Source organism: Serratia grimesii NBRC 13537 (assembly GCF_001590905.1).
Taxonomy (GTDB): domain Bacteria; phylum Pseudomonadota; class Gammaproteobacteria; order Enterobacterales; family Enterobacteriaceae; genus Serratia; species Serratia grimesii.
Window position 1 is genome coordinate 150,609 of record NZ_BCTT01000015.1, and the last position, 24,892, is coordinate 175,500.

23 protein-coding genes are annotated in these 24,892 nt (G+C 54.1%); 5 read left to right on the forward strand and 18 right to left on the reverse strand.

What is annotated here, in order from left to right; genetic code table 11:
* The first annotated feature begins 30 nt into the window (after window positions 1–30).
* Together nhaC and SGR01S_RS19370 are read left to right on the forward strand one after the other, a co-directional pair.
* Window positions 31–1,470 carry a Na+/H+ antiporter NhaC gene (gene nhaC / locus SGR01S_RS19365; RefSeq protein ID WP_061808320.1) on the forward strand — a complete coding sequence of 480 codons (1,440 nt, stop codon included), beginning with the start codon at window positions 31–33 and terminating at the stop codon, window positions 1,468–1,470.
* A gap of 1 nt (window position 1,471) precedes the next feature.
* Window positions 1,472–2,650 carry a MalY/PatB family protein gene (locus SGR01S_RS19370; RefSeq protein WP_061808321.1) on the forward strand — a complete coding sequence of 393 codons (1,179 nt, stop codon included), beginning with the start codon at window positions 1,472–1,474 and terminating at the stop codon, window positions 2,648–2,650.
* 86 nt (window positions 2,651–2,736) lie between these two features.
* Here the strand turns inward: SGR01S_RS19370 and sseB are convergent, their stop codons facing one another.
* The 11 genes from sseB to trmJ all read right to left on the reverse strand — a co-directional run bounded on the left by sseB (window position 2,737) and on the right by trmJ (window position 11,811).
* On the reverse strand, window positions 2,737–3,567 hold the full coding sequence (gene sseB, locus SGR01S_RS19375) for an enhanced serine sensitivity protein SseB (RefSeq protein WP_061808322.1): 831 nt from the start codon (window positions 3,565–3,567) through the stop codon (window positions 2,737–2,739).
* 89 nt (window positions 3,568–3,656) lie between these two features.
* Window positions 3,657–4,952: an aminopeptidase PepB gene (pepB, locus tag SGR01S_RS19380; RefSeq protein WP_061808323.1), complete on the reverse strand. Its 1,296-nt coding sequence runs from the start codon at window positions 4,950–4,952 to the stop codon at window positions 3,657–3,659.
* Between the two features lie 239 nt (window positions 4,953–5,191).
* Complete coding sequence (gene iscX, locus SGR01S_RS19385) at window positions 5,192–5,392, reverse strand: Fe-S cluster assembly protein IscX (RefSeq protein ID WP_012146329.1); 201 nt, start codon at window positions 5,390–5,392, stop codon at window positions 5,192–5,194.
* A gap of 13 nt (window positions 5,393–5,405) precedes the next feature.
* Window positions 5,406–5,741 carry an ISC system 2Fe-2S type ferredoxin gene (fdx, locus tag SGR01S_RS19390; RefSeq protein ID WP_061808324.1) on the reverse strand — a complete coding sequence of 112 codons (336 nt, stop codon included), beginning with the start codon at window positions 5,739–5,741 and terminating at the stop codon, window positions 5,406–5,408.
* A 2-nt stretch (window positions 5,742–5,743) separates the two neighbouring features.
* Window positions 5,744–7,594 carry a Fe-S protein assembly chaperone HscA gene (hscA, locus tag SGR01S_RS19395; protein WP_061808325.1) on the reverse strand — a complete coding sequence of 617 codons (1,851 nt, stop codon included), beginning with the start codon at window positions 7,592–7,594 and terminating at the stop codon, window positions 5,744–5,746.
* Between the two features lie 150 nt (window positions 7,595–7,744).
* The gene (gene hscB / locus SGR01S_RS19400) at window positions 7,745–8,266 is read right to left on the reverse strand and encodes a co-chaperone HscB (RefSeq protein WP_061808326.1); all 522 of its coding nucleotides are present in this window, start codon (window positions 8,264–8,266) and stop codon (window positions 7,745–7,747) included.
* 63 nt (window positions 8,267–8,329) lie between these two features.
* Window positions 8,330–8,653 carry an iron-sulfur cluster assembly protein IscA gene (gene iscA, locus SGR01S_RS19405; RefSeq protein WP_037417508.1) on the reverse strand — a complete coding sequence of 108 codons (324 nt, stop codon included), beginning with the start codon at window positions 8,651–8,653 and terminating at the stop codon, window positions 8,330–8,332.
* Between the two features lie 55 nt (window positions 8,654–8,708).
* Window positions 8,709–9,095, reverse strand: coding sequence for a Fe-S cluster assembly scaffold IscU (gene iscU, locus SGR01S_RS19410; RefSeq protein ID WP_012146333.1), 387 nt, complete (start codon window positions 9,093–9,095; stop codon window positions 8,709–8,711).
* A gap of 24 nt (window positions 9,096–9,119) precedes the next feature.
* The gene (locus SGR01S_RS19415; RefSeq protein WP_037417506.1) at window positions 9,120–10,334 is read right to left on the reverse strand and encodes an IscS subfamily cysteine desulfurase; all 1,215 of its coding nucleotides are present in this window, start codon (window positions 10,332–10,334) and stop codon (window positions 9,120–9,122) included.
* Between the two features lie 54 nt (window positions 10,335–10,388).
* Window positions 10,389–10,883 carry a Fe-S cluster assembly transcriptional regulator IscR gene (gene iscR, locus SGR01S_RS19420; protein WP_006318200.1) on the reverse strand — a complete coding sequence of 165 codons (495 nt, stop codon included), beginning with the start codon at window positions 10,881–10,883 and terminating at the stop codon, window positions 10,389–10,391.
* Window positions 10,884–11,076: 193 nt separating this feature from the next.
* Window positions 11,077–11,811, reverse strand: a complete 735-nt coding sequence (gene trmJ / locus SGR01S_RS19425; protein WP_037417502.1) for a tRNA (cytosine(32)/uridine(32)-2'-O)-methyltransferase TrmJ — start codon at window positions 11,809–11,811, stop codon at window positions 11,077–11,079.
* A 119-nt stretch (window positions 11,812–11,930) separates the two neighbouring features.
* Between trmJ and suhB the strand changes: the two genes are divergently transcribed.
* The gene (gene suhB / locus SGR01S_RS19430; protein ID WP_037417499.1) at window positions 11,931–12,734 is read left to right on the forward strand and encodes an inositol-1-monophosphatase; all 804 of its coding nucleotides are present in this window, start codon (window positions 11,931–11,933) and stop codon (window positions 12,732–12,734) included.
* Between the two features lie 103 nt (window positions 12,735–12,837).
* Here the strand turns inward: suhB and SGR01S_RS19435 are convergent, their stop codons facing one another.
* Both SGR01S_RS19435 and SGR01S_RS19440 read right to left on the reverse strand, forming a co-directional pair.
* The gene (locus SGR01S_RS19435) at window positions 12,838–13,860 is read right to left on the reverse strand and encodes a nickel/cobalt transporter (protein ID WP_061808327.1); all 1,023 of its coding nucleotides are present in this window, start codon (window positions 13,858–13,860) and stop codon (window positions 12,838–12,840) included.
* Window positions 13,851–14,519, reverse strand: coding sequence for a DUF1007 family protein (locus SGR01S_RS19440; protein ID WP_037417494.1), 669 nt, complete (start codon window positions 14,517–14,519; stop codon window positions 13,851–13,853). The genes SGR01S_RS19435 and SGR01S_RS19440 overlap by 10 nt, the downstream gene beginning before the upstream one ends.
* A 144-nt stretch (window positions 14,520–14,663) precedes the next feature.
* Here SGR01S_RS19440 and csiE point away from each other — a divergent pair, with 144 nt between their 5' ends.
* Window positions 14,664–15,929 (forward strand): stationary phase inducible protein CsiE, encoded by a 1,266-nt coding sequence (csiE, locus tag SGR01S_RS19445; protein WP_061808328.1) that lies wholly within the window; start codon window positions 14,664–14,666, stop codon window positions 15,927–15,929.
* On the opposite strand, the gene SGR01S_RS19450 is transcribed toward csiE, so the two are convergent.
* Window positions 15,926–17,077 carry a 3-phenylpropionate MFS transporter gene (locus tag SGR01S_RS19450; protein WP_037417491.1) on the reverse strand — a complete coding sequence of 384 codons (1,152 nt, stop codon included), beginning with the start codon at window positions 17,075–17,077 and terminating at the stop codon, window positions 15,926–15,928. The genes csiE and SGR01S_RS19450 overlap by 4 nt on opposite strands.
* A 155-nt stretch (window positions 17,078–17,232) precedes the next feature.
* Window positions 17,233–18,486: a serine hydroxymethyltransferase gene (gene glyA / locus SGR01S_RS19455; protein WP_037417488.1), complete on the reverse strand. Its 1,254-nt coding sequence runs from the start codon at window positions 18,484–18,486 to the stop codon at window positions 17,233–17,235.
* Window positions 18,487–18,858: 372 nt separating this feature from the next.
* On the opposite strand from glyA, the gene hmpA reads away from it, so the two are divergent.
* A complete protein-coding gene (gene hmpA, locus SGR01S_RS19460) occupies window positions 18,859–20,049 on the forward strand; it encodes an NO-inducible flavohemoprotein (RefSeq protein WP_037417485.1) in 1,191 nt (396 codons plus the stop codon).
* 237 nt (window positions 20,050–20,286) lie between these two features.
* Here hmpA and SGR01S_RS19465 read toward each other — a convergent pair whose 3' ends face one another.
* The 3 genes from SGR01S_RS19465 to patD all read right to left on the reverse strand — a co-directional run bounded on the left by SGR01S_RS19465 (window position 20,287) and on the right by patD (window position 24,892).
* Window positions 20,287–21,474: a c-type cytochrome gene (locus SGR01S_RS19465; protein WP_061808329.1), complete on the reverse strand. Its 1,188-nt coding sequence runs from the start codon at window positions 21,472–21,474 to the stop codon at window positions 20,287–20,289.
* On the reverse strand, window positions 21,471–23,381 hold the full coding sequence (locus SGR01S_RS19470; protein ID WP_061808330.1) for an NAD(P)-binding protein: 1,911 nt from the start codon (window positions 23,379–23,381) through the stop codon (window positions 21,471–21,473). The genes SGR01S_RS19465 and SGR01S_RS19470 overlap by 4 nt, the downstream gene beginning before the upstream one ends.
* A gap of 86 nt (window positions 23,382–23,467) precedes the next feature.
* Window positions 23,468–24,892 (reverse strand): aminobutyraldehyde dehydrogenase, encoded by a 1,425-nt coding sequence (patD, locus tag SGR01S_RS19475; protein ID WP_061808331.1) that lies wholly within the window; start codon window positions 24,890–24,892, stop codon window positions 23,468–23,470.

Here is a 24,892-nt window from a genome sequence, read left to right on the forward strand (position 1 = left end):
TCACACCCTCATCCTTAACCGGAGTTGTAAATGAATGACAAGAAGAAACTCAACCTGGGGCTAGCGATGCTACCCATTGTGGCGATGCTCCTGCTGCTTATCATCGGCTATGGCCAGTTTGGCCTGCGGATCGAGCCGTTGCTGTTGGTCTCTGCCGGTATTGCCGCCGCCCTGGCCTACTGGCAAGGTTACGGCTGGAACGACATTATTGACTCTATCGTTGCCAAGTTAGCCAAGGCAATGCCGGTTATCATGATCCTGATCTGCGTCGGCGGGTTGATCGGCACCTGGATGTTCAGCGGCACCATTCCTTACATGGTGTACTGGGGCTTAAAGCTGATCAGTCCGCAATATATCCTGATTGCCGCGTTCTTTATTACCAGCGTAATTTCCGTGTGTACCGGGACATCCTGGGGGGCAGCAGGCACTGTGGGTGTTGCCTTGATGGGCGTAGCTGCTGGCCTGGATGTGCCATTGGCCGCCGCTGCCGGTGCGGTAGTTTCCGGCGCCTACTTTGGCGACAAAATCTCTCCGCTGTCTGATTCTACCAATTTCGCGGCTATCGTCGCAGATACCGACCTCTACAGCCATATTCAGCATCTGTTGTATACGACATTGCCGAGCTTTGTTTTAGCCGCAGTGGTGTATCTGATTGCCGGGCACACTAGCGCCGTCGGCAGCGTGGCTACGCCAGAAAAAGTGACGGAGATCGTCACGGCTCTGGAAGGTCTGTACCACTTCAACTTGCTGTTAATCCTGCCACCGGCCTTAGTGCTGTGGGGGGCCGTCACCAAACGTCCCGTGATCCCCGTGATGCTGGCAGCCTGTACTCTGGCGATTGCCATTGGTGTGTTCCTTCAGGGGTTCAACTTGCAGCAAGGCCTAAATGCGTTGATGGATGGTTTTAACCTTTCGATGTTCACGGCACAGGGACAAAGCATTACCGGCATCGTCCTAGATGTTCCACGTCTGCTCAACCGAGGCGGTATGTTCTCAATGATGAGCACCATCCTGCTGGTCTTCTGCGCATTTTCATTTGCGGGCGCATTAACACTCACCGGAGCGCTGACCGTGATCATCAATCGCTTGCTGAAAGTGGTTCATACCACCGGTCAATTGATTGCCGCGACAGTCGCGACCACCATTCTGGTTACCGGTGCCACCAGCGATGGAAAGTTGGCACTGCTCATCCCTGCCGAGCTGTTCAAGGGCGCCTATCACCGCATGGGTTTAGACAATAAGAACCTGTCACGAACCGTGGAAGATGCTGGCACCGTCATAGAACCTTTAATCCCATGGACAGCCGCTGGCATTTATATGGCAACCACCTTGGGTGTCAGCACGCTGGATTTACTCCCTTGGGCAATTCAATGCTACGCCGCCGTGGTATTCGCCCTGATTTATGGGTTTACCGGATTCGGGATAGCCAAAATACAGCCACAGAACGATTTACAGCGTAAGGAAGCCTGACGTGAAACAGACCGATTTTAATCAGATCATCAACCGTCATAATACCGGGTCGGTGAAATGGGACTTTATCGACCGCTATCTGCAACTCGATGAAACAGACCTTCTGCCGATGTGGGTCTCTGATTTTGACTTCCAGTGTCCTGTTGAAGTCCGGCAAGCGCTGCATAACCGTGTTGAACACGGCATCTTTGGCTACAGTGAACGTGACTCTCAGTATTACCAAGCAGCGATGGATTGGTTCTCGAGTCGGCATAATTTGCCTTTGCAGCGTGAGTGGTTCACCTCTATCGAAGGTGTTGTACCAGGCTTGGCAATCTTGATCCAACTGCTCAGTCAGCCTGGAGATCCTGTCGTCATCCAGGGCCCCTACTATGGATCTTTCGCCAAAATAATCGCCATGAACGGTCGAGAAGTGCTAGAAAATCCGTTGAAAGAAAGCGCACAAGGCTACCAGTTCGACTTCGAGCACCTGGAGGCGTGCTTCGAGCAACGACGTCCCCCGGTGTTGTTGTTGTGTAATCCGCACAACCCTACCGGTCGATGCTGGACCCACAGTGAACTGACGCAACTGATGGCACTGTGCAGCCGCTATGGCGTGACGGTCATTTCCGATGAAATTTGGGCCGACTTATTGCTGCCGGGCGAGGTCTTCACTTCCGTGCTGCACCTGGATGAGGCTTGGCATGACAATCTGATTTCGGCGACCTCTGCCAGCAAGAGCTTTGGCTTGTCGTCACTCAGGATCTCAAATTTCCTGATCCCCAATGCTCACACTAGAAATGCATTCATCGAACGCCTTAATGCCCACGGGTTGGATGTCTTCAATGCGCTATCGATGACCGCCGCAACGGCCGCTTATCAACAGGGAGAAGCCTGGCTTGATGATTTACAAGGTTATCTGGCCGACAACCGGCGTTGGTTTGAACAGGCGTTAGCCTATGCCGCACCCTGGTGCAAAATGACCCCAGCCGAGGGTACCTACCTTGCCTGGTTGGATTGTCGCGCGCTGGGCCTGGATGATAACGCCCTACAACAGGCGTTAATCCGCCAGTCAAAGATTGCCGCCTCGATGGGAATCAGCTTTGGCGAGCAGGGAAAGGGGTTTATTCGCATCAACCTCGGCTGCCCACGCCGATACCTTGAACGCGCCATTGAAGGGCTCGCCCGTTTAGCCCCATAAACAAGGCATTCCGGCGTAAAAAAGGCCCCAAATGGGGCCTTTTTATTGAACAAGGTATCGCAACACACCGCTCAGAGCGATGAAGATTACTGCGTCTTATCGGTCGAAGGGATAATGTTACGCAACCAACTGCCCCAGCGACGTTGGTAGAAGGGTTGGGTATGGGTGATCAGGTAATGACTGACGCCACGTTCCTTTTCCGATACCAGACAAAAATCCACCGGTTCGTCGTTAGGCGCGGTTTCGCTGGCCACGCTGCCCGCTTCATTGATCAGTGCCTCGACATCGCCTTGTTCGCCGTCTACTTCCAGCCCGACCAGCAGATTGGGTTTTTCGTCGACCGCCTGGTCGTGCATCAGCGCCAGAAACGCGCGGCGTACCGGCTTGCGCTGGCTAAAGAGCGTGGTCAACGCATCGATCATCGCTGACGGATATTCCTCCGGCTGGCCCAATAGGATCTGAGTATCCTTATCGATATAGCGTTCTGCCGGTTTGCTTACACCGCCGGTGGCCAGCAGCATTGCCACCTCTTCAGGATAAAACTCCTTGCCGTACTCGGCCTTCGGGTTGAGGAACAGATCCGCACCCTGCGTAATCTCGAATAATACCCGCGCCGGCATGGCGATGAAGGGTTGTTCATCCTCAACGGCCTTTTGCAGCGCCTCTACCGAGGTGAAAAACGGGATGATGCTACCGCCGTCCTGCTTTTCCCAATGCTGGATATTCACCGGTGTGTCGGCGTTGAGCGTGATGTCACCGCCGAGTTGTACCTGTTCGCTGTCACCGAGGATCAACACCGTAGCCTCAAGCAGTTCACGGAAGAATGCCGGACGATGGGCCGGCTCCGTCACCGCCAGTTTCAACAGGCGTTCAAGTTCGTTTTCGCCTGTGGCGACTTCGTGATGGTGAGAACTCATGACAAACTCCAGCAATCAAATAACGGGGCCCAGCATGCTGGGCCCCGAGGGTAAATGATATTCTAACGCCCACCTGAGTGAGCGTTCAATTATTTGGCTTTGCTCAGCAGCAGGTTGGCCAGTGCACGTACACCCAGACCGGTTGCGCCAGCTGACCATTGATCCACTGCACCTTTGCGGTAAGTTGCAGAACAGTCAATGTGCACCCAACCCTGCTGGTAGTTTTTCACGAAGTGCGACAGGAATGCAGCTGCGGTGCTGGCACCCGCGGTGTAGGCAGGACCGGCCACGTTGTTCAGTTCAGCAAAGTTAGACGGCAATTGGCTACGATGGAACTCAGCCAACGGCAGGCGCCAGAATGGCTCTTGTTCTGCGGCAGCACTCACCAGTAGTTCTTGTGCCAGCGCGTCATCGAAGCTGAACAATGCATGGTAGTCATTACCCACCGCTGTTTTCGCCGCCCCAGTCAGAGTGGCGCAGTCAATGATCAGCTGTGGATTCTGCTCAGATGCGTCGATCAGGCCGTCGGCCAGAACCAAGCGCCCTTCCGCATCGGTATTCATCACTTCAACGGTTTTTCCGTTACGGTAACGGATGATGTCGCCCAGTTTGAACGCGTTACCGCTGACCATGTTATCGGCGCAGCACAGGTACAGTTTCACACGTTGTTTCAGACCGCGAGCCGCCGCCAGCGCCAGTGCGCCGGTAATGGTGGCCGCACCGCCCATATCCGCTTTCATGGAGTCCATAAAAGCGCTTTGTTTCAGGCTGTAGCCACCGGTGTCAAAGGTAATGCCTTTGCCCACCAAACAGGCAAACACCGGTGCTTCCGGGTTTCCAGTCGGGTTGAAGTCCAATGCCAACAGAACGGGTGAACGATCAGAACCCCGGCCAACGGTGTGAATACCAGCGTAGTTTTGCTCACGCAGATCCTCACCCTTGGTGATACGGTAGCTGACAGCCTCGCAACCGACGTCACACATCAGATCAACCGCGCGGGTAGCCAGTTGCTCCGGCCCCAGTTCCTCTGCCGACATATTGATGGTGTCACGCACCCAATCAACGATCTTCAGGCGCTGATCCAGCTCTTTGCGGTCTGTTTCCGACAGTTCAGTCCATTCAACGGTGCGCTTGCCTTTCGGCCCACGGAAACCTTGCCAAAATGCCCAGCTGTTTTCCAGATCCCAGCCTTCGCCTGCCAGTTTGACGTTTTTGACGCCCTGACCGTCGATCTTACGGGCTGCACGTTGAATGATGCCCAACTTGTCGTTGCCGGTCAGGTGAATGGTCATCCCTTCTGCACCGGTGCTCAGTAGCGCTTTCTCGCCCCAGCGAGCGTCAGCAGGTTTGTTCGACAGCGTTACCAGCATAAATTCAGTTGTCATAGCCTTACTCCGGATTTCCCCTTCTTTTTCACGTTATTGCGCGAAATCTATTGGGGATTTTTATTGTATACCCTATGAGTTTCAAGTTGCAGCTAGGCGGCCAGCTCACTCATCCCCAGGCGCTTACTTGAGTAAGTAACTGGGGGGAGTGAGTGCAGGTAACAACGCTGCAGCTTGAAAGGCGACGGGTATGTCGGATACAAAATAAACGGGCCGCCTATGGCAGCCCGTTACGCTATTTACTCTGCTTCATCTAACCAGACCAGCAGGACAGCTTCCAGTATTTTTTCATTGGAAGCCTGTGGATCGTCGTCAAAATCTTCCAGATCGCAAATCCACTGATGCATGTCGGTAAAACGTACGGTTTTCGGATCGGTATCCGGGTATTGGTCATACAGGGCTTCGCCGATTTCACGGCTGTCGGTCCACTTCAGTCCCATTATTATTGTCCTCTTACCCTTCACGCGCATGGTTGACGGTATAACGCGGCATTTCAACCACAAGATCTTCGTCAGCCACCAGCGCCTGACAGCTCAGACGACTCTCTGGCTCCAGACCCCAGGCCTTGTCCAGCATGTCATCTTCCAGTTCGCTGCTCTCTTCAAGAGAGTCAAAACCTTCACGAACGATACAGTGACACGTGGTGCAGGCACAGGATTTCTCACAGGCGTGCTCAATATCGATACCGTTGCGCAGCGCAACGTTGAGGATTGATTCCCCTTGTTCGGCTTCCAATACTGCCCCCTCCGGGCATAAATCTTGATGGGGCAGGAAAACAATTTTAGGCATGATTAAACCTCATCCACAGAATGGCCAGCCAGCGCACGGCGAATGGAAGCATCCATGCGGCGCGCGGCAAAGTCTTGCGTTTGTGCATCTAATGTTTTAATTGCGGCTTCAATAGCGGCAGGATCGGTGCCCTGCGTCGCCTGTTGCAAGGCGTCCACAGCCGCAGTGATCGCCGTACTTTCTGCTTCGCTCAGCAATGCGGCGTCGCTGGCCAATGCACCTTGCAGGCTTTCCAGCACGCGTGACGCCTCGACCCGTTGTTCGGCCAGCATGCGTGCGCCAACATCACTCTGCGCATTAGCCATCGAATCTTTAATCATACCGGCGATTTCGGCGTCAGACAGACCATACGACGGTTTAACCTGGATCGATGCCTCAACACCGGTAGATTTCTCCATCGCGGTGACGCTCAGCAAGCCATCGGCATCCACCTGGAAGGTGACGCGAATATGCGCGCCGCCAGCAGGCAGTGGTGGCAAACCACGCAGCGAGAAGCGTGCCAGCGAGCGGCAATCCTGCACCAGCTCACGTTCGCCCTGCAGCACGTGGATCATCATCGCGCTTTGGCCGTCTTTAAAGGTGGTGAACTCCTGCGCACGCGCCACCGGAATGGTGGTGTTCCGCGGGATCACTTTCTCAACCAGACCGCCCATGGTTTCCAGACCGAGTGACAGCGGGATCACGTCCAACAACAGCATGTCGCTGTCTGGCTTGTTACCCACCAGAATATCGGCCTGGATTGCAGCGCCAATAGCGACCACTTTATCCGGGTCGATCGACGTCAACGGCGTACGCCCAAAGAACGTACCTACCTGCTCACGTACCAACGGCACGCGGGTAGAACCGCCAACCATCACCACTTCCAACACCTCTTCGGCGCTAACGCCTGCGTCTTTCAGTGCGCGACGGCATGCCATCAGGGTGCGTTTAACCAGCGTCGTGATCAGCGCGTCAAACTGTGCACGGGTCACTTCGCCCTGCCAACCGGCAACCTCAACGGTGGTGCTATCAGCATCGCTCAGCGTAATCTTGGCTGCGATGGCCGCATCCAACAATTGACGCTGCACACCGTGATCGCTGCGATCAGCCACACCAGACTGCTCACGCAGCCAGTCAGCCAACAGATGATCAAAGTCGTCGCCGCCCAGCGCGGAATCCCCGCCGGTGGCCAACACTTCGAATACCCCACGGCTCAGCCGCAGAATAGAAATATCAAAGGTACCGCCGCCCAGATCGTACACGGCGATGATGCCTTCCTGCCCAGAATCCAGACCATAGGCAATTGCTGCCGCCGTCGGTTCATTCAGTAGACGCAGTACATGCAGCCCGGCCAGACGCGCAGCGTCTTTGGTCCCCTGGCGCTGTGCATCATCAAAATAGGCAGGAACCGTGATCACGACACCATCGAGATCCCCTTCCAGTGCGGTTTTCGCACGCGCAGCAAGCGCCCTGAGAATATCGGCTGAAACACCCACCGGGTTAACCGGACCGGCGGCAGTGACGATCATAGGCAAACCATTGTCACTGGCCTGGAATTGATACGGCAGGTTCGGGTAGCGCTGCTGTACGTCGGCCAATGACCGGCCCATCATGCGCTTGATTGAGCTGATGGTGTTGGCAGGGTCCTGGGCCGCTTGCTGACGTGCATCCCAGCCAACACGCAACGTGTCCGCCTGATAGTGCACCACCGACGGCAGCAAATCGCGCCCTTCGGCATCGGCCAGCGTTTCCGCCTGTCCGCTGCGCACGGTAGCAACCAGAGAATTGGTCGTGCCTAAATCAATACCGGCAGCCAGACGGCGCTGGTGCGGCGCGGCGCTGAGGCCAGGCTCACTAATTTGTAATAAGGCCATATTGAAGCTTCCCATATCCTTCATACTTGAAGCCGCATCGTTGTTGGCTGCATTTATTCGCACCAGTCACATAGTTACCTATGCTCCTGGGGGGTCACAAATTTGCCGCCTTGATGCAACGCCAATTATTTTGGGTATAAATGAAAAGAATTACTCAAAACCCAACAGTTTTTCTTCGAGTTGTTCAACTTGTTGCTGGAGTTTGTCCAAGAAACGTAGCTTACGCACGGTATCTGCGGCCTCAGGCCATTGTTGATTATCCAACTGCTGCACCATCAGCGCGCTGCGCTGTTTGACCGTCTCGTTCACCCGTGCACCAAAGCTGGCCAACAGGCTTTCCGCGTCCACTTTGCGTTCAATAGCATCGAGCTCTTCGCGCAGTTCCAATTGTTCCATCAGAAACGCAGTATCACGCAGGGTGTGTTGCTCGTTGCCCAAATCAAAACCGTGCAAAGATAGCATATACTCCGCGCGTTTTAATGGGTGCTTCAGCGTTTGGTAGGCTTCATTGATAGTCGCAGCCTGTTGCAACGCCATTAGACGTTCGCGTTCTGGCTGACTGGCAAAACGATCGGGATGGAATTGGCGCTGCAGATCCTGATAGCGAGATGCAAGCAGGCTGCCGTCCACGGGATAGCGAACTGGCAGCCCGAATAAAGTAAAGTAATCCATAGCGTGCTCTGGGCGTTATCGGATGAAGTTCCCCCGCACCTGGCGGGGGAGCACGATGGACTGTCAGACGTTGAAACTTTCGCCGCAGCCACACTCGCTTGAGACATTTGGGTTGTTGAACTTGAAGCCTTCGTTCAGGCCTTCCTTAACGAAATCAAGCTCGGTGCCGTCAAGGTAGACCAGGCTCTTGCCGTCAATGATCACCTTAACGCCTTTGTTTTCAAAAACGATGTCGTCATCGTTCATTTCGTCAACAAATTCCAGCACGTACGCCATCCCGGAGCAGCCAGAGGTTCTCACCCCCAGACGCAGGCCAAGGCCTTTGCCACGGTTATCCATAAATGCCTGAACGCGCTGTGCAGCGCTGTCGCTCATGGTAATTGACATCACAACCTCACACTTCAAAGCCCAACCAAGGCCGGGCTAAATGACTCAGAAATAATTACTTGGCGCTGTGTTTGCTCTTGTAGTCGGCAATCGCTGCTTTAATGGCGTCTTCGGCCAGAATTGAGCAGTGAATTTTTACCGGCGGTAATTCCAGCTCTTCGGCGATCTGAGTGTTTTTGATCGCTTCAGCCTGATCAAGAGACTTGCCTTTCATCCATTCGGTCACCAGCGAGCTGGAAGCGATGGCGGAACCGCAGCCGTAAGTCTTGAAACGCGCGTCTTCAATGATACCTTCATTGTTGACTTTGATTTGCAACTTCATCACGTCGCCACAGGCCGGTGCACCCACCATGCCGCTGCCAACGCTAGGATCTTCGTTGTCGAAAGAACCCACGTTACGCGGGTTTTCATAATGATCGATTACTTTTTCGCTGTAAGCCATGACCTTGCTCCTGAATCCTGAGAATTAATGATGTGCCCATTCGATGCTGTTGATATCCACGCCTTGCTTGAACATGTCCCACAGTGGAGACAGGTCACGCAGACGGCCGATGGATTTACGCACCAGTTGAATGGTGTAATCGATCTCTTCTTCTGTGGTGAAACGCCCCAGAGAGAAACGGATCGAGCTATGCGCTAACTCGTCGGTCATTCCCAACGCGCGCAGCACGTAAGATGGCTCAAGGCTAGCAGAGGTACAGGCAGAACCCGAAGATACGGCCAGGTCTTTCAATGCCATGATCAGCGATTCACCTTCAACATAGTTGAAGCTGACGTTCAGGATGTTAGGAACCCCGTTCTCCAGGGAGCCGTTCAGATACACTTCTTCCATATCTTTCACGCCGTTCCACAGACGATCACGCAGTGTGCGCAAGCGTGCCATTTCTGTCGGCATTTCTTCTTTGGCGATACGGTAAGCTTCGCCCATCCCGGCGATCTGATGCACAGGCAGGGTACCGGAACGCATACCGCGCTCATGGCCACCGCCGTGGATCTGGGCTTCAATACGGATACGTGGTTTACGACGCACGTACAGCGCACCAATGCCTTTCGGACCATAAATTTTGTGGCCGGAGAACGACATCAGGTCGACTTTCAATTTGCTCAGATCGATAGGCAATTTGCCTACGCTCTGGGTCGCATCAACGTGATAAATGATACCGCGTGCACGGCACATTTCGCCGATAGCGTCGATATCCTGCACCACACCGATCTCGTTATTCACGTGCATGATAGAAACCAGAATGGTGTCTTCACGCATCGCCGCTTCGAGGTCCTGCAGGCTGATAATACCGTTGCTCTGCGGTGCCAGATAGGTCACTTCAAAGCCTTCACGCTCAAGCTGACGGCAAGTGTCCAGCACGGCTTTGTGTTCGGTTTTGCTGGTGATGATGTGCTTGCCTTTCTTTTGATAGAAATTGGCAGCACCTTTAATCGCCAGGTTGTCGGATTCGGTTGCTCCGGAAGTGAACACGATTTCGCGCGGGTCAGCGCCAACCAGTTCAGCAATTTGGTTACGGGCGATATCTACCGCTTCTTCCGCCTGCCAACCGAAACGGTGGGAACGGGAAGCCGGGTTACCGAAAGTCCCGTCCAGAGTCAAAAACTGCATCATTTTCTCAGCAACGCGCGGATCAACCGGCGTCGTTGCTGAGTAGTCTAAATAGATCGGTAATTTCATTGCTCTTGTGCTCCGTACATCACTTCCAAAAACTAAAAAAATATCGCCAGCTGCTTATGCGCGCAGATTAACGTTGATAGTTTCTTGCGGACGACCGTTGGCCGTGCGACGGGTATCATTATTTTGACGATCCGCCACCACCAGCACTTCCTGGTTGTTTACCAGTTCAGCCAGCGTAATGTTGTTCAGGAACCCGCTGATGCGCTCGCTCAGATCGCGCCACAGGGTATGGGTCAGGCAGCGATCGCCACCCTGACAGCCTTCTTTACCCTGGCAACGGGTTGCATCTACCGATTCATCGACAGCAGTGATGACTGCACCAACGGCAATCTCACTCGCGTCTTTCCCCAGCAGATAACCACCGCCCGGTCCACGTACGCTGGCAACCAGGCCATTCTTACGCAGACGGGAGAATAATTGTTCCAGATAAGAGAGCGAGATACCTTGGCGCTCAGAAATATCCGCCAGAGGTACGGGCCCTTCCTGGGAGTGCAATGCCACGTCAAGCATAGCGGTTACGGCATAACGGCCTTTGGATGTCAGTCTCATAGCTAATGGTTACCTGTTGGTCAAACATGGCCGAAAGTCTGACATTCCCGAGTAAATCAGTCAACTATTTAACCTAGTAATTTACTCAAGTATTAGCACATTTTGGACTAAGCCATATAAAATGCATATAGAATACACATTATAACCATTGGATAACTAATACTATTACCGCGAGCCGTTACAACACATCAAATTAATTACCTTGATGTTTGTCCTGTTTCTCAATCGACGTCAGCATGCCGCGCAAGATATTCAGCTCTTGTGCTTCTGGTCGCGCGCGGGTGAATAAACGGCGCAAACGGCTCATGACCTGCCCCGGATGTGACGGGCGAATAAAGCCACTGTGCTGTAGCGTTTGTTCCAGATGCTGATAGAAACGCTCAAGATCGTCCACCAGCGGATAAGGTGTTTCTTCCAACGGCGGCACGCCTGCCTGTTGGCGATCTAGATAAGCCACTCGCACTTCGTACGCCAGGATCTGCACGGCCATTGCCAGATTCAGGGAGCTGTAATCCGGATTAGCGGGAATGGCGACGTGATAATGGCATTTTTGCAGCTCATCATTCGTCAGACCAACACGTTCACGGCCGAAGACCAGCGCGACTGGCGCGTGCTCGCCTTCGTGCACAGCGCGTACGCCGCATTCACGCGGTTCCAGCATCGGCCACGGCAAGGTACGTGAGCGCGCACTGGTGCCGACCACCAGGCTACAGCCGGCAATGGCGTCATCCAAGGTATCAACGATAGTGGCGTTGCCAATTACGTCACTGGCACCTGCAGCCAGGGCGATCGCCTGAGAATCAGGTTTTATCAGCGGATTAACCAGATAAAGGTTGGTTAACCCCATGGTTTTCATGGCTCTGGCGGTCGAGCCCATGTTGCCGGTATGGGAAGTCTCTACCAGAACAATGCGGATGTTATGCAGCATACAAACTCTGAGCGTAGCGGAAAATCACAGCATCTTAACACAGCCGTAGGCAATTTGCCGAACACCTGCTATACTTCGCGCCGTTTCCTGTTCTTTAACATCCTAGTTGGAAGATACCCATGCATCCGATGCTGACTATCGCCGTGCGCGCTGCGCGCAAGGCCGGTAACCTGATTGCCAAAAACTACGAAACCCCGGACGCTGTAGAAGCGAGCCAGAAAGGGACCAATGACTTCGTCACTAACGTCGATCGCGATGCAGAGCATCTGATCATTGACGTCATTCGCAAGTCCTATCCGCAACATAGCATTGTTACCGAAGAACGCGGCGAATTGGTCGGCGAAGACAAAGATGTACAATGGGTGATCGATCCACTGGATGGCACATCAAACTTCATCAAACGTTTCCCACACTTCTCAGTTTCCATCGCCGTACGCATTAAAGGCCGTACTGAAGTGGCTGTGGTATACGATCCAATGCGTAACGAACTGTTCACCGCAACTCGCGGTCAGGGCGCACAGCTCAACGGTTACCGTCTGCGCGGCACCAATGCCAAAGATCTGGATGGCACCATCCTGGCAACCGGCTTCCCGTTCAAAGTTAAACAGCACGCAACGCCATACATTAATGTGGTTGGCAAACTGTTCACTCAGTGTGCCGACTTCCGTCGCACCGGTTCTGCCGCGCTGGATTTGGCCTATGTGGCTGCCGGTCGCGTTGACGGTTTCTTCGAGATTGGCCTGAAGCCATGGGATTTCGCCGCGGGCGAACTGCTGGTGCGTGAATCTGGCGGCCTGGTGACTGACTTTGTCGGCGGCCACAACCACTTCAGCTCCGGCAACGTGGTAGCGGGTAACCCACGCGTAGTGAAAGCCATGCTTTCCACCATGCGTGAAGAACTGAGCGAAGCGCTAAAGCGTTAATTCAGGCTATTACGCTGAGCGCACCCAAACTGTCTGCGCTCATGACACCTGATCCTGTTTTGAATATTGAAGCGCTGCCTCGGCAGCGCTTTTTTTATGCCTGTCAGCGAGAGAAAGGCCGGATGCCGCCACCGAACTCCGGTTGGGCGCTGACGTATAACAGCAGCCCGGCGAATAACAGGACCAGGCCACCAGCCAGCGCCAACGAACCCCAGGCCACTGCACTCCAGGCGGCGGGCGCACGTGAACGGCTTAAGCGCACTGCCAACCGGCGGCTGTAATGCACCAGTAAAGCCAATAATGAGATGGTCAACGAAGTACCCAGCGCCATGGCTAACGCAGAAATAACCCCCCAGATAAAGACACCAATCACTTTTGAAAACAGTAACACCAGTATCGCGCCCGAACATGGCCGCATCCCCATCGCCAACACAATGGCGGTCTGTGTGCGCCAGTCGCTACCGGCCTGCAGCTCGCTGTCACTTGGCATATGCCGGTGGCCGCAACCGCAATGTTCGTTATGAATATGATCCGCCGACAATGGCTGCAGGCTATTGATACGCAACGCAGGCGACGGACGCATCGCTTTCACCGCGTGATAAAGCCGCTTCAAGGCGCGCCAGCTCAGTAATACTCCAAGCAGTATCACCAGAATAAAACTGCCCTTCTCCAGCCAGAAACTGCTTTGGTGCAGTTGCCGTGATGACAGTTGCAACACCACCAGCATCAGCGTTACCAATGCAATCGCCACCAGTCCCTGGACCAACGACGCAGCAAAGGTCAGTTTTAGACTGCTTTTCAGCCGCGCTGGATGTGTTGCCAAATAGGTGGCGATCACCACCTTACCGTGACCGGGGCCCAGCGCATGCAGCACGCCATAACTCAGGCTGAACAGCATCAATGCCAGCCCGGCCTGCTGCGGTGCTGCTTTTACCTGCTGTAGCAAACCGGCTAATTGCTGATGCAGCCCTTTCTGCCACACAACACTTTGCATCAACAGCTGCGGCCAATAGTGCCACGCCAACTGGGCACCCAGCGCCAGCAACAATGCAAACAAAAGCAATGGCCACAGACTGAAAGCCCAGTGTCGCTTACGCACCGTCTGCTGGCTGAGGTTTATTGACATTGCAGGCTGACCCGTTGTGCAAACTGTTGCCCTAGCGCCATATCTTCGCCGGGCGAATCGTTCTTATCGAGGGACAAGGCATATGCCTGCAAAGACGAGTTTGGTTTAGGTGTCATCAGCTTGAACTTGCACTGCGATGCCATGTCTGGCGGCAAGTGCAGCGCTGTCTTATCTTTGTAGGTCATATCGACAAAATAGGTTGGATCGTAAGTAGAGATCTCAAACGGCTTACCCGCCAGCGGTTGCGGCTCGGCCAGGGGTAACACAAACTCAAGCACCGCCTGGTGCCCCTGGCGCGACAAATGGTATTCCGTCGGCAAATTCAAATATTTCACCCGCTTACCGTCGCGATACATATCCGTGAAATAATGCTGACCCAGCACATTGGCCATGACCTGCGCTGCCAGCTTTTTCCATACTTCTGAATCGCTTTTGGCATTCTCCGCATCGTATAGCAGATCCGCCGAGGTGATTTCATCCATAACCCAAACCATTTTCAAGCCAACCAGCTGTTGATCCTTCGCCACAAAGGTGGTGTTCATATCAATAAAGCTGTGCGGGTGAGCGACAGCGCCGGTGCTGCATAGCATGAGAAAACCGGCCAGAATAAAACGTAACTTCATCATCAAACGATACTCATTATTGTTATAAAGTAACATCAACCAATCTTAAACCGCCGTGATTCCGCCCAATAATTGTGACGAAAGTTGTAAGCCGAAGTAAAACCGGGTGCCGTCGCCACGCCGCGCATCGCCTTTTGCTATGCTTATTCATAATTTAAACGTGACCTGCCTGAAGGTGATATGAGCCTGGACACTGCCCCTGTGCCTGAGCTCTCCGGTCAACAACGACGCTGCCATCTGTTATTGATGCTGTATGCGCCGGTGCCCGCAGTACAACTGGAGACTATCAGCCAAATTAATGGCGTCGCCCCCCCTATCACCCGGCAAGATATAGCCGAGGTTGCCAGTGAAATCCAGCGTTTCCATCATCTGGAGATCGACGGCAATCCCGACGAGGGATACCGGATTCGGGGCAGTGCGCTCAATCAACGTCTCTGCCTGCTCCACTGGCTGCGACGGGCGCTGCGCTGCAGCCCGGACTTTATTGAACAGCATTTCTCCCTGTGGCTACAGCAGGCACTGGGGTTGAACCAAGATTTGACCATGCAGTTGGAACAGTACATCAGCACATGTGAACCCTTGATTAACCGCAGCTTTGATCGGCGTGATCGTCAGTTCCTACAGCACTATCTCCCCTATTGCGTGTGGGAAGCACGGTGCCAGCGGCACCCCACGTTCAACCCCACCCAGCGCGACTGGCTGCATCAGAAGCCAGAACATCAGGTGGCGGGTACACTACTTCACTCATTGAGCCAACTTTTTGCCTTGCAACCCGAAGAGAGTGAAAGCGACTTTCTTGTATTGATGTTCACCATGCTGAAAAACCACAGTTATCAGAGCAATGACTCTGCAGAAGACCTGCGGCTGATGACTGCAATTGAAAATATGGTCGAGTGCTTCCAACAGATATCCGGTATGACCTTCAGCAGTAAAGACGATTTGATCAGTCAATTGTTTGCCCATCTGGCGCCTGCGGTGGAGCGTTGCCACTTTGAGATTGGTATCGACAACACGCTGCTAGAAGAAGTCGAACGCAAATACCCACGCCTGATGCGCACGGCTCAGGAGGCGCTGTCACCGCTTGAACAGGAATACGGCATTCATTTCTCCAACGAGGAGGCCGGCCTGGTCGCGATCAGTTTTGGCGCTTGGTTAATGCAAGGTAATGCGTTGCAAGAAAAGCAGGTGTTACTACTGACGCTGGACAACCCGCAGCTGGAAGAGGAAGTGGAATATCAGATCCGTGAATTAACGCTACTGCCATTGAATATCAAATATTTGCCGTTGCGTGATTACCTGCATTCCGGCCCCCCTCAAGGGGTCACCTTAGTGATCACCCCTTACGCTACGGAGCACGGTGAACGGCAACCGCCGCTGATTTACACTGAGTTACCGTTAGAACGCCAGCAGCGCAAAGCCATCCGTGCGCTGCTGGAAACCTCTTAACGGCTGCTGCTGACCGCGACAGCCGGCGGACGAATAAACAGTGCCGGCAATGCCACTGCCGCCATCACCCAGAATACCCCGCCTTGCAGATGCTCGAACAGGAAGCCGGCAATCACTGTCATAATCGCAATCCCACCCCCCATCGCCAGCGCCGAATAAACCGCCTGCAAGCGGATCACTTCCGGCCCCTTGCGTGCCGCGATAAACCGCATCGCCGCCAGATGGCAAACCGTAAAGGTGCCGCAGTGCAGAATCTGAATCACCAACAGCCATCCCAATTCGGTACTGCTGGCCATCAAACCCCAGCGCACTATTCCGCAACAGGCGGAAAGCAGTAACAAATTGCGTGCATTCCAGCGACGGAACAGGAAATTACTGCTGGCGAAAATGATCACCTCTGCCACGACCCCCAGCGACCACAAGTAACCAATGGTCGACGCCGAGTAACCCGCCTCTTGCCAATAGATGGACCCAAAACTGTAATAGCCTGCGTGTGCGCCCTGCAACAGGGTTACGCACAACAGGAAGCGCCAAACCGGCCCTTCTTTAAGCATCTCCCACAATGAACGGTTTGCTTCATTGTGGGTACGCGCCTCACCCTGTGGCATCACGCTTGGCTTCAGCATCATGCCCAACAGCATGGCCAATATGCTGATAATCAAGCTGTAGAGAATAGCGTTATGGCCCCAAACGGAAACCATCTGGCCGGTCAATGCCGAACCAATCACAAACGCCAGCGATCCCCATAACCGGACACGGCCATAATCCATGGTGATCTGTTTTTGCCAGGTACCGGCCAACGCGTCAGTAAGCGGGACCAACGGCGAAAAGAACAAGTTGAAGCCGGCGATCACCAACATTAACCAACCCCAGCCATTACCGAAACAGAACCCGACGGCAAAAGCCAGTGTCAACAATGCCAACAGGCGCAGGGCAGTCACCAGATGAGCGGGATCTTTTACGCGCGGGGCAATCAGCAAACTACCGAGGAAACGTGCAACCAGACCTGCGCCAAGCAGAATACCGATAGTTTCAGGCGGTATACCTTCGCCTTTTAACCAAACACCCCAAAAAGGTAAGAAGATGCCATAAGAAAAGAAGTAGGTGAAATAGCTGAGAGCGAGCCAACGCGTTGATTGCAAAACCATGATCCCTCCGGTGTGAGGGCGATACTTTGACAGAGGTCACACTGGCTAGCAATGTACATTCACCGTCGAGGGGGTAGAGTGCTAGGTAGTTCACAGTTTGTCTGCAACAGGCATAAAAAAACCCGCCGAAGCGGGTTTTTAAAGGGAAAGCAGAGTTATGCGTAAACCGGTAGACGGGCGCAAATATCCAATACTTTCTTCTTGGTGCGTTCAATGGTGGCTTCATCATTGATGTTGTCCAGCACATCGCAGATCCAACCAGCCAATTCACGCACTTCAGCTTCTTTGAAGCCACGGCGAGTCACTGCCGGCGTACCGATACGCACACCAGAAGTCACGAATGGGCTCTTAGGATCGTTTGGCACGCTGTTTTTGTTCACAGTGATGTTGGCACGGCCCAAGGCTGCGTCAGCTTCTTTACCAGTCAGGTTCTTATCAACCAGATCCAGCAGGAACAGGTGGTTATGAGTGCCACCGGAAACCACTTTGTAGCCGCGATCCAGGAACACTTGTACCATCGCTTTAGCGTTATCAGCCACTTGCTGCTGGTAAATTTTGAACTCAGGCTCCATCGCTTCTTTCAGTGCTACCGCTTTACCGGCGATCACGTGCATCAGCGGGCCGCCCTGGCCACCAGGGAACACTGCAGAGTTCAGTTTTTTGTAAAGGTCTTCATCACCGCCTTTCGCCAGGATCAGGCCGCCACGCGGACCCGCCAGGGTTTTATGGGTCGTGGTGGTAACGATGTGTGCGTGTGGTACTGGGTTCGGATAAACGCCGGCGGCGATCAGGCCTGCAACGTGTGCCATGTCAACGAACAGGTAAGCACCGATGCTGTCGGCGATTTCACGCATTTTTGCCCAATCAACGATACCGGAGAAGGCTGAGAAGCCACCGATGATCATTTTTGGTTTATGAGTTTGTGCCTGTTTCGCCAGATCTTCGTAGTCGATTTGGCCTTTTTCGTCGATGCCGTAAGGCACCACGTTATACAGCTTACCGGACAGGTTGACAGGTGAACCATGAGTCAGGTGACCACCATGTGCCAGGTTCATCCCCAGAATGGTGTCGCCCGGCTGCAACAGCGCGGTATAAACAGCGAAGTTCGCCTGAGAGCCGGAGTGCGGCTGTACGTTGGCATAATCGGCACCGAACAGCTCTTTAGCACGGTCGATAGCCAGTTGCTCAACGATATCCACGTATTCGCAGCCGCCGTAATAGCGCTTGCCTGGATAACCTTCAGCGTATTTGTTGGTCAACTGGGAACCCTGAGCCTGCATAACGCGCGGGCTGGTGTAGTTCTCAGACGCAATCAGCTCAATGTGCTCTTCCTGACGCACAACTTCTTGCTCCATTGCACGCCACAGTTCGGCATCGTAATCAGCAATGTTCATTTCACGCTTTAACATCCGGCTTCTCCTGACTAAATCAGCTAACTAAAAAATCACCAAACAACTACCCGTTCGGGTTCTGGCCCACAGTGTAAACTGTTTCGCCCCACCGAGGATAGGTCTTGACAGAGGTTTTTACGCAAACGATTGGCTTTAGACGCAGCAAGGCTTTGATCCGATAAATAGTGCCATTGGGCAACGGACTTTTACTCATGCTAAGAATGCGGTTTTTTCATGTTCTGTGAGCGGGATCGTCGCTTAACGATTCCGTAACAAAAACAGGGGTATTTACAGCCACCTCAGAAACCGCTAGGATGCGTCTAAACTTAAAGATGTATTTTAAATACATCATTATAAAACGCCAATAATAACCGACCAAGGAGCGCTACCATGCTGGATAGCAAAACCATCGCCACCGTAAAATCTACTATTCCCCTGCTGGCCGCTACCGGGCCAAAACTGACCGCACATTTCTACGATCGTATGTTCGAACACAACCCCGAATTAAAAGATGTGTTCAATATGAACAACCAACGTAATGGCGATCAGCGCCAAGCACTGTTCGACGCAATCTGCGCCTACGCCTCGAATATCGAAAATCTGGCGGCACTGCTGCCAGCAGTGGAGCGTATTGCCAACAAACACACCAGCCTGAATATTCAGCCGGATCAATACCACATTGTCGGCGGTCATCTGCTGGCCACGTTGGATGAAATGTTCAGCCCGGGCCAAGAGGTATTGGATGCCTGGGGCAAAGCCTATGGCGTGTTGGCGAATGTGTTTATTCAGCGTGAAGACCAGATTTATCAGGCCAGCGCAGCCGCCGACGGCGGCTGGCGTGACCTGCGTGCCTTCCGCATCGTCAAAAAACAGCCGCAAAGTGACGTGATTTGCAGCTTCGTGTTGGCACCGGTTGACGGTGGTCGGGTAATCGATTTCAAACCTGGCCAATATCTGGCGGTCTACATCAAACACGACAGCATGGAAAACCAGGAAATACGTCAATACTCACTGACCACTTCGCCTAACGGCGAATACTACCGTATTGCGGTGAAGCGTGAGGATCAGGGCAAAGTGTCTAACTTCCTGCATCAACAAGCCAAAGAAGGTGACGTGATTTACATCGCCCCGCCGCACGGGGATTTCTTTCTCGACGCGCAGCCGGACACACCTGTGGCACTGATTTCCGCCGGTGTCGGCCAAACCCCGATGCTCGGCATGCTAAATACACTGCACGATAACCAGCACCCGGCAGATATACACTGGCTGCATGCAGCTGAAAACGGCAGTGTTCACGCCTTTGCCGATGAAGTTGCGGATATTGCCAAACGTATGCCTAATCTGCGCCGTCACGTGTGGTACAACCAACCCGGTGCCGACGATGTAGAAGGCCGTGACTACCAAAGCCGTGGTTTGATGAATCTGAGTGCCCTGCGCGAAACGCTCAGCACCCCACAGATGCATTACTATTTCTGCGGCCCGGTACCCTTCATGCAATATGTGGCCAAGCAGTTACTGGAGATGGGCGTGGACGCCGATCGCATCCACTACGAATGCTTCGGTCCGCATAAGGTCATGTAATTGAAAGGGGCGCGGCCTATTACCGCGCCCTCATACGGCTGATAATGTCCATTATTAGGGAGCGCGAGCCGAAGGAGTCGTAGCAGCTTTAGCTGCCGACCAATTTGCCGGGAGCAAATTGGAACGACGTCCAGTCGGCCCGTAGGGTGGGACACACGGATGTGTCCCATAAGTGCCCCTCGGTGCGCCAGGTACAAGTATCTCTATCTAACAAACAGCTCAACGCGCGCCCTTGCGTTATTTCTCCGCCAGCTTGCGTGTCTCTTTTACCTGCTGCGGCGTAACCGGTGCAGCTTGATTACCCCAGCTTCCTCGTAAATAACTCATCAGATCGGCAGCTTGCTGGTCATTCAACGCCCAAGCGTAACCCGGCATGGCAACTGCCGTGGCATGTTGCGTGATTGGCGTATGAGCCCCTTCCAACACCACGCGCAGCGCGGTTAATGGATTCTCCGCTGTAACCGTTGCGTTACCCGCCAGTGCCGGAATGGTGTTGTCACTGCCCTCACCCTTATTACCATGACAGGTTGAACAATACATGGCATAGGTGCCTTGCCCCGCTTTCCAGTTGTCGACCGCCATGGCAACAGGTTTCTCCGTCGACGGTTTTTCTGCCGCCAGACTATGCAGGTAAGTGGCAATGGCGCTCAAATCACCGTCGGTCAGATATTGCGTGCTGTGGCTAACCACGTCACTCATCGGCCCGGCGACCGCGGCATGTTGGCTGCGCCCGGTTTTCAGCAAAGACACGACTTCATCAGGTTTCAGTCCACGTATTCCAGAAGCGTACCAGCCATCCAGCTCAGCGCCACTCAGGAAAGCGGGCTCTTTGCTGTCCAGTCCCTTCTCCTGCATTGCCCAGCCGCGTGGCGTATGGCAACTGCCGCAGTGTCCAGCGCCCTGAACCAGGTAAGCTCCACGATTCCACTCGGCACTCTGACTGCTGTCTGCCTGGTAGGGCGTATCGTCATGGAACAGCTGGTTCCAGACCGCCAGTGGCCAACGCATCGACAACGGCCAACTGATATCACTGGCGCGGTTAGCCGTATTCTGTGCCGGCACTTCCTTCATCAGGTAGTCATACAGCGCACGCATATCTTCCGCATTCATTTTGGCGTAAGAGGTGTACGGCATCGCCGGATACAGTCGATGACCATCTTTAGCAATCCCCTGACGCATAGCACGATCAAATTCGTCAAAAGAATAAGCACCGATGCCCTGCTGTTTGTCCGGCGTGATGTTGGTGGCGTAAATGTTACCCAACGGAGTGGGGAACTTCATCCCGCCAGCAAACAGAGCCCCGCCCGGCGTGGTATGACAGGCGGTACAGTCACCGGCTTTCGCCACATACTCCCCCGCCGACATCGCCTGAGCAGACCCTCCCGCCGCGAGTAAGGTCAGCAAATACAGTGAACGCATGCTCATGCTCCCTCCTTGGTGGCAGCCTGGCCGAAGGCCAATTCATTAACCGCTCGCCATGCCTGGTCGATCGCCGAGTTGGCATACGGGCTCCAGTCTGAGTCCGAGTTGGCAATTACAATTTTGCCGATCGGCTTACGCGCAGTCTCAATGATTTTCTTTGCTTCGTCTTCATCGTCAAACAAGCCGTTCAGGAAGTAAGAATAACCATGTGACCAACGGTTCACGGTAATTGCTTCGATATCGCGCTGGTGATCAAAACCGGCGGAACCGAGCATGCCCTGCAACTGCTCACGGATCATCTGTTCATGCACTTCAAACGGCGTGCCCAATAGCAATGCACGGCCTTTGCGCGACTGTTCGCGTGGGCTTAACCCACTGCCCGCCAGCGTCGGCACATACACCATGTGCAGGCCAATCGGTTGGTTCGGATCGCGTGGGTGCTGATAACCCCCCATGCTCACCGGATAATCCAGCTTCACGCGGCAATACGGTGCCGTTGGTGAGTAAACCTCATGCACGCCCAGCTTAATAAACGGCTGCCAGTTGCGGATCACCACTTTGCTGTACACCAACGGTGACTTAACGTTCTGCTTCAGCGCTTCTTGCTGTTCCGACGACATTTCCGGTACCAGATACGGGATCATCATATTGTACCCGGCCATCACTACTTGCCCGGCGCGCACCTTGGTCATTTTTTCGCCGGTCATATAGGTCACTTCGACCTTGTCGCCGACGTTGGCTGCATGCAGACCCGTACTATTCAGTCGCAGTTTTACCGGCGACTCCGCGCGGTCAAGCTGGCTGTAGTCGAACTTCGCCAACACGATGTCATTCATGTCCTTGCCGCCCGGTGAAACTGCCGGGATTAAATGACGTACCATTAAGCGCGTCAATGTGGCGTTGCCGTCAGGAAAATGGAACACGTAAGGATCGTCGAGATCCGCCTGTGATTCTTCATCCAGCGGCGGCAGATTCATGCCGTTCAGGCCAGGCAGATCGCAAATACGCGCATCGCTGCACGAAGTGGCGTCGATGCCCACCGCCTGGAAGTCACTGGTGGTTTGTTGGAAATAGCGGATCGCCATTTCGCTCAGGCCGACCTTATCGCGCAGGAATTCGGTATAGCTGTGTTTGTCGAGCCATTCACTTTTCTGCTCCTGACTCATTTCCGGCAGGTAATCCTTATCCACCGTATGCAACGCAATCAGTGCCTGACGATCACTTTCCGGCAGTGGGAAATCACCGATAAAGGCTTCGTAGGATCGACCATTGAGACGATCGTGCGGAATGTCATCGGCAACCATGCGGCCCGGATCACCACTCACGATTTTGTCGACGCCGAAGTTTTTACGATCGAAATAAACGCCGCGGCTCAGATTCAAATTCGGGTAGAAAGTGGTATCGAACGCTTTTTCCAGATTGTCGATGCTGACACCCAACTTTTGCAGCAGGCCCATCGCTACCGGACTGAAGTTGGATCGCGGCGACTGCAATGACTCACTGCCGCCATAACCGAGGATAGTGCCGTTTTCACTGCTGAATTCATTGCGCTTGGCATGACCACCAAAATCATCGTGGTTGTCGATCAGCAAAATACGTTGCTGCGTGCCCTTCATTTGCTGCCAGAAGCAGGCAGCGGCTAGCCCGCTGATACCGGCCCCCACCACCACTAAATCGAACTCTTCGGTAGCCAGCACCGTGGCAAAATCGAAGGCCTTGCCGTCACGCCCCAGTTGATGAGCATGCTCAAACGAACCAGGATGATTCCCCCGTAGCCCGGTCAGCGTCGGGGGATAATAGAGGGTTTGATTGGCGGTTTGCGGTGATGCCCGCAGGATCTGCATCGGCGTTAACCCGGCGGCGATGGTGATCGCCACCCCATTAAGAAAATCGCGTCTGGTGATGCCCATAATTGGCTTCCTTCTATTTTTATTATCATCAGACCGGCCGGAGCCGGTCTGAAAGCCGCGTTATTTTGCAGATAAAACCTGATAAATCAATGTTTAAACATTACATGGCGAATCGCGGTGTAATCTTCCAGGCCGTACATCGACATATCCTTGCCGTAACCGGACAACTTTTGACCACCGTGTGGCATCTCGCTCACCAGCATGAAATGGGTATTCACCCAAGTACAACCGTATTGCAAACGCGCGCTCAGACGATGTGCCCGCCCCACGTCCCGCGTCCACAGTGAAGACGCCAGCCCGTAGTCAGACTCGTTGGCCCAGGCCAGCACCTGCGCCTCGTCGTCGAACGGTGTAACGGTCACCACCGGCCCAAACACTTCACGTTGTACAATTTCATCCTCCTGACGAGCACCGGCCAACAACGTCGGCTGGAAATAGTAGCCAGGGCCGTTAACCCGCTCTCCACCAGTCACCACCTGTACATGCGGCAAGGCTTTCGCTCGCTCGACAAAACCCACCACCCGCTCCAGATGCTGAGCGGTAATCAACGGGCCCAGCTCGCTGCTTTGATCTTCTGGCGGCCCGATCTTGAGGCTACTGATCGCCTCGCCCAACACCTTCACCAACTGCGGATAGATGCCTTTCTGCGCGTAAATGCGACAGGCGGCGGTGCAGTCTTGACCGGCGTTGTAGAAACCAAAGCTGCGGATCCCTTCCACCACCTGTTGCAGGTCAGCGTCGTCAAACACCAGCACCGGCGCCTTGCCCCCCAGTTCCATATGGGTGCGCTTAATGCCGGATGCGGTATGGCCAATAATATGTTCGCCGGTGGCGATTGAGCCGGTCAGGGATACCATGCGCACTTTGTTATGGCCGGTCAGCCTGTCACCGACACTGGTACCACGACCAAACAGCACGTTGAACACACCCGGAGGGAACAACCCGGCAGCCAGTTCAGCCAGCTTAAAGGTCGTTAACGGGGTTTGTTCCGATGGCTTAAGCACCACACAGTTACCCGCCGCCAGGGCCGGTGCCAACTTCCACGCCGCCATCATAAGCGGGTAGTTCCAGGGAGCAATAGAGGCGACAATGCCCAAGGGATCACGCCGGATCATCGAGGTGTGCCCAGCCAGATATTCACCGGCCGCCAGCCCGCTCAAACAACGACTGGCCCCGGCGAAGAAGCGGAAAACATCAGCCACGCCCGGCAGTTCGTCGTTCAATACACAGTGGTAAGGTTTGCCGCAGTTAATCGATTCCAAGCGGGCAAAAGTTTCCGCATGACTGTCGATCAGATCCGCCAGCTTCAGCAAATATTCGGAACGCTCTTTCGGCGTCGTTTGTCCCCATTCAGTAAATGCGGCGTCGGCCGCCAGCACCGCCTGATCGACCTGCTCTGCACTGGCTTCAGCCACCTGCACCACTACCTCTCCGGTTGCCGGGTTATACACCGGCAACAACGCGCCCTGGCCGGTAACCAGTTGGCCGTTAATCAACAGTTGGCTTTGCAT

Bases quoted from the DNA above. Each gene is read 5' to 3' on its own strand.
- nhaC (WP_061808320.1), top strand. From the start codon at position 31: ATGAATGACAAGAAGAAACTCAACCTGGGGCTAGCGATGCTACCCATT.
- sseB (WP_061808322.1), bottom strand. From the start codon at position 3,567: ATGAGTTCTCACCATCACGAAGTCGCCACAGGCGAAAACGAACTTGAA.
- pepB (WP_061808323.1), bottom strand. From the start codon at position 4,952: ATGACAACTGAATTTATGCTGGTAACGCTGTCGAACAAACCTGCTGAC.
- iscX (WP_012146329.1), bottom strand. From the start codon at position 5,392: ATGGGACTGAAGTGGACCGACAGCCGTGAAATCGGCGAAGCCCTGTAT.
- fdx (WP_061808324.1), bottom strand. From the start codon at position 5,741: ATGCCTAAAATTGTTTTCCTGCCCCATCAAGATTTATGCCCGGAGGGG.
- hscA (WP_061808325.1), bottom strand. From the start codon at position 7,594: ATGGCCTTATTACAAATTAGTGAGCCTGGCCTCAGCGCCGCGCCGCAC.
- hscB (WP_061808326.1), bottom strand. From the start codon at position 8,266: ATGGATTACTTTACTTTATTCGGGCTGCCAGTTCGCTATCCCGTGGAC.
- iscA (WP_037417508.1), bottom strand. From the start codon at position 8,653: ATGTCAATTACCATGAGCGACAGCGCTGCACAGCGCGTTCAGGCATTT.
- iscU (WP_012146333.1), bottom strand. From the start codon at position 9,095: ATGGCTTACAGCGAAAAAGTAATCGATCATTATGAAAACCCGCGTAAC.
- SGR01S_RS19415 (WP_037417506.1), bottom strand. From the start codon at position 10,334: ATGAAATTACCGATCTATTTAGACTACTCAGCAACGACGCCGGTTGAT.
- iscR (WP_006318200.1), bottom strand. From the start codon at position 10,883: ATGAGACTGACATCCAAAGGCCGTTATGCCGTAACCGCTATGCTTGAC.
- trmJ (WP_037417502.1), bottom strand. From the start codon at position 11,811: ATGCTGCATAACATCCGCATTGTTCTGGTAGAGACTTCCCATACCGGC.
- suhB (WP_037417499.1), top strand. From the start codon at position 11,931: ATGCATCCGATGCTGACTATCGCCGTGCGCGCTGCGCGCAAGGCCGGT.
- SGR01S_RS19435 (WP_061808327.1), bottom strand. From the start codon at position 13,860: ATGTCAATAAACCTCAGCCAGCAGACGGTGCGTAAGCGACACTGGGCT.
- SGR01S_RS19440 (WP_037417494.1), bottom strand. From the start codon at position 14,519: ATGTTACTTTATAACAATAATGAGTATCGTTTGATGATGAAGTTACGT.
- csiE (WP_061808328.1), top strand. From the start codon at position 14,664: ATGAGCCTGGACACTGCCCCTGTGCCTGAGCTCTCCGGTCAACAACGA.
- SGR01S_RS19450 (WP_037417491.1), bottom strand. From the start codon at position 17,077: ATGGTTTTGCAATCAACGCGTTGGCTCGCTCTCAGCTATTTCACCTAC.
- glyA (WP_037417488.1), bottom strand. From the start codon at position 18,486: ATGTTAAAGCGTGAAATGAACATTGCTGATTACGATGCCGAACTGTGG.
- hmpA (WP_037417485.1), top strand. From the start codon at position 18,859: ATGCTGGATAGCAAAACCATCGCCACCGTAAAATCTACTATTCCCCTG.
- SGR01S_RS19465 (WP_061808329.1), bottom strand. From the start codon at position 21,474: ATGAGCATGCGTTCACTGTATTTGCTGACCTTACTCGCGGCGGGAGGG.
- SGR01S_RS19470 (WP_061808330.1), bottom strand. From the start codon at position 23,381: ATGGGCATCACCAGACGCGATTTTCTTAATGGGGTGGCGATCACCATC.
- patD (WP_061808331.1), bottom strand. From the start codon at position 24,892: ATGCAAAGCCAACTGTTGATTAACGGCCAACTGGTTACCGGCCAGGGC.